Consider the following 7,624-nt stretch of genomic DNA (forward strand, 5'->3'; position numbering starts at 1 on the left):
GCCCGGCCGGAGCCGGGCCCTCGTGGGACTACATGGGCTGCCAGAGCGCGAAGAGGTTGGTGGGCTCCCAGCCGACCTGGGAGGTGTGCCCCTGCCTGCACCGGTAGGTGATGCCCTGGTAACGCACCATGGCACCGGTCTGGTAGCTGACGCCGGGCGCCCACTCGGGTGTGCCGCCGGTGTAGGTCACGCTGGGCGTGGGCGTGGCCGTCGGGGTGGGGGTCGCCGTCGGGCTGGGAGTGGCCGTCGGAGTGGGAGTCACCGTCGCGGTCGGGGTCGCGGTCGGGGTGCCGGCGCAGGCGCCCAGGTCGCGCCACACGTCGTTGGTGCCGGGCTGGTTGCCCTGCGTCCACCAGCGGGCCTCATAGGCACGGCCGTTGTGGGAGACGCGCTGGCCGCCGTTGTACACCTTCCCGGCCTCCCACGCCGGATCGGTGCAGGTGCCGCCGGTCGGCGTGACCGTCGGGGTCGGCGACGGGGTCACCACACCCCCGCCGCGGGCCAGGTCCTGGACCACGCCGTAGCTCTTGCCGCCGAAGGTGACGGTGAAGTTGTTCGGGCCCGGCGCGGGCAGGTAGTAGACGTAGTCCATGGTCACCGAGGCGCCGGGGGCGAGCGTCTGCCAGGTGGGCAGCTTCACCGAGACGCGGTGGTAGTCACCCTTGAGCCCGCCGATGTTGTTGGCCCCGGTGTGCTCGCTGCTGATCACCCGCAGCCCGAACCCGGACTGGTCCTTGGCGTTCGGCGGCGAGGCGGTCGCGTAGTCCCACTGGAACTCGGTGCCGCCGGGCAGCGTGAACGCCGACCTGTTGGTGATCTTGAGCTTGGGGCTGATCGGGTAGTTGCTGTCGCCGACGGGGAACTGCTCCGCGGCGAAGCCCACGTCGATCTTCTCCGCGGGCAGCGCCGTCTTCGCCCTGGTCGCGGTGTACGGCGCCGCCGTCTTGAGCGTGTCGTGCACCAGCGTGGTCAGCGTGTCGCCCATGAAGTACTCGCTGCCGGTCCACTTGTAGTCGCCGGCCAGCTCCCAGATCATGATGCCGCCGAGGCCCTTGTCCCTGACGTACTCGGCCTTGGCCTTGAGCGACTGCTCGTCCTCGGTGGACAGGAACACCTTCTTGCCGCTGTTCCAGAGCCACGGGGCGACGAGGGTGGTGTCGTAGTTGCGGGTGTAGGTGCCGGTGATGCCCTCGGTGACGCCGTACGCGCCCAGGTAGGAGCCGGCGATGCCGCGTTCGAGGTTCTTGGCGTGCCACATCGGGTTGGACCCGGCGCCCACCTCGCGGCCGTTCTCCTTGTCGTGCCACAGGTTGTCGATGCCGGTGGCGCCGTCGCCGCAGGTGGTCAGGCCGGTCGGGCACGTGGTGCCGACCGACTTGCCCCACAGGCCGGAGGTTCCGCCGGTGACGTTCTTCCAGCCGCGGGTGTAGTACGGCACGCCGATGTTGATCCGGCCGGGCGGCAGGGCGCCGCGGTAGTAGTGGTAGGACCAGTCGGTGTTGAGGTAGCCGATGCCGCCGTACTGGGAGGTGGTGTAGACGCCCCACTTGGCCAGCTCGGCGTCCTTGCCGTCGTCGTAGAGCGCGGCGTTCGGGCCGACGAACTCGTTCCAGGCGCCGTGCAGGTCGTAGGACATGATGTTGAGGAAGTCCAGGTACTGGGTGACCTGGAAGGTCTCCATGCCGCGCAGCAGATACCCGGAGGCGGGCACGGCCGCGGTGAGCTGGTAGTACTTCCCGTCGGCCGCGGCGGCCCTGTCCAGCCGGTCGCGCAGCGTCTTCATCAGCGCCGCGTACCCCTGCATGAGCCGGCCGCGCCGGGCGTTGGCGATCTGCCAGTCGGCCGGGTTGCCGGCGTCCTTCATCGAGGTGGGGTACTCGTAGTCGATGTCGACCCCGTTGAAGCCGTACTTCCGGATGAAGGCGACGGCGGAGTCGGCGAAGGTGTCGATCGCGGCCTGGCTGTCGGTCATCGTGTAGAAGCCGCCGGAGGCCACCCGGTTGCCGTTCGCGTCGAGGTACCCGCCCGTCTCGGCCCACCCGCCGACGCTGATCAGCGTCTTGACGTGCGGGTTGGCCCTCTTGAGCGTGGTGAGCGCGTTGAAGTGCCCCTTGTACGGCAGGGCCGGGTCGTTGCCCGCCAGGTCCAGCCCGGTGGCCGGGTTGGTGGCCGAGTCGGCGCCCACCGAGATCTTGTTGTCCGCGCCCACGTGGGCGAAGGCGTAGTTGATGTGCGTGATCTTCGACCACGGGATGTTCTGGGCGAGGTAGGCGGGCTGGCCGTTCCCGCCGTGGCGCCAGCCGGTGAAGTAGCCGATCACACGGCGCGGATGGTTCGCGCCCATGCTCTCGCGGCCCTGCTCGTCGTAGGCGGAGCAGTAGGGGACGCTGACGCCGGGCGTTCGGTGGAGCCCGTCGGGGCGGCAGGTTTCGTGGTCGACGGCCGCCGCGGCGGATCCGGCGAGGGTCGCCGCGACCAGGGCCATCGAGGCCGCCACGGCGGCTAAGGACAGACGCGCTCGCTTACGCATGGTTCGCCATCCAAGGGGGGTGATAATGCGCTCTTGTGCGCGAAGGTAGGCGCTCTCACCAGGTGCGTCAACGCTTTCTTTTAGGAAAGTTTCCAAATAATTCAGCGGTCAGCAGCGCCCGAGCCACCACCATCCGCCGGCCAGCTCGAAGGACGGGCACAGGCTCGTGCCGAACCCGTCGTAGGGACCCGCCTCCGGCCGCCCGGTGAAGTGCCCGTATCCGACGGCGTCGTCCGGAACGCCGATCCAGTCGGGCACGAACCGGACCGGCCGCCCGCCGCTGGTGCCGATCACCGCGACGCGGCAGTTGGCCGAGACGAAGCAGATCCCGGCCGGCAGTTCGGCCCCGTAGTACTCCCCCTCCGGGACCCGCGTCTCGGCGGCGACAGCGAAGGCCGGCCGTTCCACCCAGAACCGCACCCGGGCCCGCGCCTGCGGCTCAAGATGCAGGAAGAGCGCCCCGCCCAGACCGGCCAGCGCCAGCAGGGCCGTGGCCACCACCGGCCAGCGGCGCGCGTCCCGCCCGGCCCGCCAGATCGCCAGGCCGAACAACGTCACCAGCAGTACGAGGATCAGGGCCAGCAGCGGCAGCGCCAGGATCCAGAACCGCGTCACCAGCCAGCCGGTGTGCAGCGCGACGCCGAGCGCGATCACGGCCAGCGGGACGGCCGCCAGGACGGGTTTGGAGATCACCGGCCCACCTTAGAACCGCCGCGTGCAGGATTCTGCGGGAAGATGTGCGGATCACGCGCACGTTGATCCCCGGGCGGCGGCTGCGGTCGCCACCCGGGGACGCCTCACACGGCACGCACCGCGGCCGACGCCTACGAAGCCCTCGGCCGCGCGTCGTCGATGAGCGCGAACACGGCCCCCGAGACGTCGGCCACCAGAGCCATCCGTCCGGTGGAGACGTCGATGGGATCGCCGATCACCGATCCGCCGAGGTCGGTCACGCGTACCACCGTCGCGTCCGTGCCCACGGCCGGATCGACCGCGAAGTACACGAGCCAGTACGGCAGGACGTAGGACTTGTCCGCGTGACGGCCCAGCCGGGTCTGCCCGCCGGCCGACCAGACCGTGTAGTCGAAGTGCCGCCCGTCGCCGATCTGCCGCTGCTCGTAGCCGAACAGCCGCCCGTAGAACGCGTCGATGCGCCCGCCGTCGATGGTACGCAGCTCCGCCCAGGTCAGCGTGCCCGGCCTGCCCACGCCGAAGCCGCCGAAGCCGCCGGCACCGTCGGCGCGCCACAGGCCGAAGACCGCGCCCGCCGGGTCGGCGGCGACGAGCGCCTCCCCCTGCCCGGGAGCCAGGTGCGGGCCGAAGACGATCTGCCCGCCGGCCTCCTCGATGCCCTTGGCCGCCGTCTCCACGGCGCCGGCGTGCACGTAGAGCGTCCATACGGCCTGCTCGCCGTCGCGGACGCCGGCCACGACGTCACCGTCGAGCTCGGCGTAGACGTAGTCGCCCGCCGGCGCATAGGTCCAGCCGAAGAGACCGGAATAGAAGTCGCATGTCGCCGCGCGATTCGCGGTGGCGATGTCCACCAATGCGGGTGCGCCGGAAACGACCGGACTGAGCACGCGTACCCCTCCTCATTCCTGTCCGTGCTGACTCATGGATCGGCGACTCCGAGAAGCGCGCGGAGCTGCCGCAGGACAACGACGCGCAACCGGCCGGCGTCGAAGTAGTCATGGTCGAGGACGCGCGGGATGACCAGCCCGTCAAGCAGCGCGATGAGCGCCGTCACCACGTCCTCGACGTCGTCGGCCACGTGGAACTCGCCTTGTTCGACGCCGTCGCGGATGGCCTCGGCGAACGGCCGCCGGTAGCGCTGCTGCAGGCTCACGCTGTGCGAACGCAGCTCGGGATCGTGCACCGCCGCGTGCCAGAACTCCATCAGCATGCGCCAGGTGCCGATCGGCATCGGCGCCAGCCCTCCGTCCACGAGCGCGACCAGGCGCAGCCACGGCGTCGGCTCCTGATGGCCCGCCTGCTCCAGGCGGGCGACCTCCCGTTCCGTGGAGTGGTGCAGCGCCTCGACGAGCATGTCGTCACGCGAGCCGAAGTAGAACTGCAACGTGCTCACCGCCACCCCCGCCATCTTGGCGACGTCGGTGAAACGCGTGTGCTCGTAACCGCGCTCGGACAGGACGGCGACGACCACGTCGAGCACCTCTGCCCGGCGGCCACCGCCGACCCTGCGGCGGCGCGAGGGGACGGATGTTGAACTCACGCCGCGATCGTATCTCCGTACGGTACGGCTCACCAGTACGAGAAATCGTATGGCTGTCCGGCTTACCCGCTCACACCACCTCGAAGGTGCTCATCATGGCCATGTCCTCGTGTTCCAGGTTGTGGCAGTGCATGACATACCGGCCGCGGTAGCCGGTGAAGCGGGTGATGATCTCCACGGTCTGCGTCTCGCGCAGCTCGACCGTGTCCTTCCAGGCCGGCGGGCCCTCGGGGCGCTCGCCGCCGGCCGACAGCACCTGGAAGGGCGCCAGGTGCAGGTGCACCGGGTGGGAGACGTCGCTGGTCAGCCGCCAGATCTCGACCTGGCCGAGCTTGGGCCTGGCATCGACGCGGCGTACGTCGAAGGGCTTGTCGTTGATCATCCAGCCGGTGTGGCCGTGCAGGGTGCCGCTGGTGAAGGAGAAGTCGCGGGTCACCGCGGCCGTGGCCGGGTCGAGGCGCTCGATCCGGGAGAGCGTCTGGGGGATCGCGGAGTCGTCACGAGCCTCGCGGGCGACGGTGAACCGCATCACCCGCGCCTGCGGGCCCTCCTCGCCGAGGAGGTTGCGCAGTTCGACGTGCTCGCCGACGCGGTAGGCGGCGAAGTCCACCACCACGTCGGCCCGCTCGCCCGGCGCCAGCCGTACCTGCTCGACGGGGTGGGGGGCGGCCAGCAGGCCGCCGTCGCTGCCGATCACCACCATCTTGCCGCCGGGCGGCAGGGCGAGCTCGTAGGTGCGGGCGTTGGAGCCGTTGAGCAGCCGCAGCCGGTAGCGGGCCCGGTCGACCGCGAGATCCGGCCACGGGGCGCCGTTGACCAGGATGACGTCGCCGAGCAGACCGCCCATGAACGCCTCGCGGGCGCCGGGCCCGTTGTCGCGCACCGGGTAGGGCATGGTGCCGTCGGTGTGGAAGGCGCGGTCGCAGATCATCAGCGGCACGTCGCGCTCGCCGGAGGGCAGCGGCAGCGCCGCCTCCTCCTCGTCGCCCACCAGGAAGAACCCGGCCAGGCCGCGCCAGACCTGCGGGCCGGTGTGGTCCATGGTGTGGTCGTGGTACCAGAGCGTGGCCGCCCGCTGCTCCAGCGGGAAGACGTAGTCGCGCTGGGTACCCGGCGCGACCAGGTCGGTCGGGAAGCCGTCGGACTCCGGCGGGGTGTGCCCGCCGTGCAGGTGGGTGACGGTCGGCGCGCCCAGCGTGTTGCGCACGCGCACGACGGTCCGCCGGCCGCTGCGCGCCCGGACGGTGGGGCCGGGGAACTTCCCGTCGTAGCCCCAGATCGGGGTGCGCAGGCCGGGCAGGATGTCCGCCTCGGCCGCGCGCTGGACGAGCTCGTAGTAGTCGGTGGTGCCGTCGCTGCGGTACGGCTTCGCCACCGGTGGCAGCGGCAGCGGAACGGCGAACGGCCGGGGCAGCGGGGCCGTACTGGCGAGGATCTTGGGCAGCGGGGTGCGCCCGGTCAGCGAACACCCCGGGACGCCCAGCGCCGCGACCGCCCCCAGACCGAGCAGCCCCAGCGCCCGCCGCCGCGAGACGTTCACGCCGCCGCCGCGGCGGGGCGGCGGTCCGCCCAGATCTGGACGGTCTGGATCAGGCTGCCGCCGAACATCAGCACGCCGAGCGGCACGTGCAGCGTCTTCATGTGGGCCATGCCGAGCGCCATCTGGGCCAGGGTCAGCACCAGCATGCCGGCGGCGGGCCCGATGGCCGCGCGCCGGCGCGCGACGAGGGCGGCGACCAGGTTGACCAGCACGACGAGCGCCACCGCGATGGCCGTGACACTGTGCGCGGCCCGCCCGCCGGGCGAGGACAGCAACATGCCGGCGGTGACCGCCTGGAGCAGCAGGACCAGGGTCTGCAGGGTGAGCGTGATGCGCAGGAACCTCATGCCGGAAATCTTCATCCAGCCCCGGCTACGCGGACGTCCCACCAGCGGTGATGCGGCGCCTACTCCCCCGGTACGAGTTCCGGGCCACCCGCTACAGCCGGGGCGGTACCCGGCAGACTGGTGGGCATGGGCGAGCATCGGCTGGCGGGCGGCAGGGTCAGCGGCGCGGTCCGGGTCGGGCGGACCGTACGGCGGCGTCCCGGCTACTACGGCGACGCCGGGTTCGTCCGCGACCTGCTCGGCTTCCTGGAGCGGGCCGGGTGGGACGGGGCGCCGCGGTATCTGGGCGTGGATGAGCAGGGGCGCGAGACGCTCTCCTTCCTGGACGGGCATGTGGCGTGGGCGCCGGAGCAGCCCGAGGCGGTCGGCGCGGACGCCAGCCTGGCGCGGGCCGGCGAGCTGACCAGGCAGTTGCACGACCTGACCGCCGGCAGCCCGCTGGCGGGCGCGGGCGAGGTGGTCTGCCACAACGACCTGTGGCCGGGCAACATCGTCTACCGCGACCTCGGGCGGGGACTGCGGCCGGTGGCGTTCATCGACTGGGACCTGGCCGCGCCGGGCGCGCGGATCCACGACGTCGCCCGGCTGTGCTGGCAGTACGCGGGCTGGTGGGACGGTGCCGACCCGGCCGAGGCGGGCCGGCGGGCCCGGGTGATCTGCGACGGCTACGGCCTGGCCGACCGCGCCGAGCTGACCGAGACGGTGCTGTGGTGGCAGGACCGCTGCCGGCGGGGCATCGCGGCGGCGGCCGATGCCGGGGACCCCGCGATGGTGAGCCTGCGGGAGGCGGGAACGGTCGAGCAGGTCAAGGCCTCCCACGCCTGGGTACGCCACCACCGCGCGGCCCTCGACCGGACACTGGGCTGACCCGGCGCCCGGCCAGGCAGGGGCGGCCCGGCGTGGATGGCCCGGTGTCCGGCCGGGCGTGGGTGGCCCGGCCGGACACCGGTGAGTGGCCCTGCCGGGCTGGGGAG

At 71.9% G+C, this 7,624-nt stretch carries 7 protein-coding genes; 1 reads left to right on the forward strand and 6 read right to left on the reverse strand.

Annotated features, from left to right (window positions below):
* Positions 1 to 28 precede the first annotated feature (28 nt).
* From ACFWYW_RS48175 to ACFWYW_RS48200, 6 genes are all read right to left on the reverse strand, one after another.
* On the reverse strand, positions 29 to 2,530 hold the full coding sequence (locus ACFWYW_RS48175) for a chitinase C-terminal domain-containing protein (protein WP_379627102.1): 2,502 nt from the start codon (positions 2,528 to 2,530) through the stop codon (positions 29 to 31).
* Positions 2,531 to 2,638: 108 nt separating this feature from the next.
* Entirely contained in the window at positions 2,639 to 3,223 is a 585-nt protein-coding gene (locus ACFWYW_RS48180; RefSeq protein WP_379627100.1) for a hypothetical protein, read from the reverse strand.
* 131 nt (positions 3,224 to 3,354) lie between these two features.
* Positions 3,355 to 4,110: a hypothetical protein gene (locus ACFWYW_RS48185; RefSeq protein ID WP_379627098.1), complete on the reverse strand. Its 756-nt coding sequence runs from the start codon at positions 4,108 to 4,110 to the stop codon at positions 3,355 to 3,357.
* Positions 4,111 to 4,142: 32 nt separating this feature from the next.
* The gene (locus ACFWYW_RS48190) at positions 4,143 to 4,763 is read right to left on the reverse strand and encodes a TetR/AcrR family transcriptional regulator (protein ID WP_379627096.1); all 621 of its coding nucleotides are present in this window, start codon (positions 4,761 to 4,763) and stop codon (positions 4,143 to 4,145) included.
* A gap of 70 nt (positions 4,764 to 4,833) precedes the next feature.
* The gene (locus tag ACFWYW_RS48195; protein WP_379627094.1) at positions 4,834 to 6,303 is read right to left on the reverse strand and encodes a multicopper oxidase family protein; all 1,470 of its coding nucleotides are present in this window, start codon (positions 6,301 to 6,303) and stop codon (positions 4,834 to 4,836) included.
* Entirely contained in the window at positions 6,300 to 6,650 is a 351-nt protein-coding gene (locus tag ACFWYW_RS48200) for a hypothetical protein (protein WP_379627092.1), read from the reverse strand. The genes ACFWYW_RS48195 and ACFWYW_RS48200 overlap by 4 nt, the downstream gene beginning before the upstream one ends.
* Positions 6,651 to 6,776: 126 nt before the next feature.
* Here ACFWYW_RS48200 and ACFWYW_RS48205 point away from each other — a divergent pair, with 126 nt between their 5' ends.
* On the forward strand, positions 6,777 to 7,517 hold the full coding sequence (locus tag ACFWYW_RS48205; RefSeq protein WP_379627090.1) for a phosphotransferase: 741 nt from the start codon (positions 6,777 to 6,779) through the stop codon (positions 7,515 to 7,517).
* Positions 7,518 to 7,624: the final 107 nt, after the last annotated feature.

The organism is Nonomuraea sp. NPDC059023, assembly GCF_042740095.1.
Classification (GTDB): Bacteria; Actinomycetota; Actinomycetes; order Streptosporangiales; family Streptosporangiaceae; genus Nonomuraea.

Excerpts from the sequence above, each read along its gene's own strand:
- ACFWYW_RS48175 (WP_379627102.1), bottom strand. The coding sequence starts at position 2,530 with ATGCGTAAGCGAGCGCGTCTGTCCTTAGCCGCCGTGGCGGCCTCGATG.
- ACFWYW_RS48200 (WP_379627092.1), bottom strand. The coding sequence starts at position 6,650 with ATGAGGTTCCTGCGCATCACGCTCACCCTGCAGACCCTGGTCCTGCTG.
- ACFWYW_RS48205 (WP_379627090.1), top strand. The coding sequence starts at position 6,777 with ATGGGCGAGCATCGGCTGGCGGGCGGCAGGGTCAGCGGCGCGGTCCGG.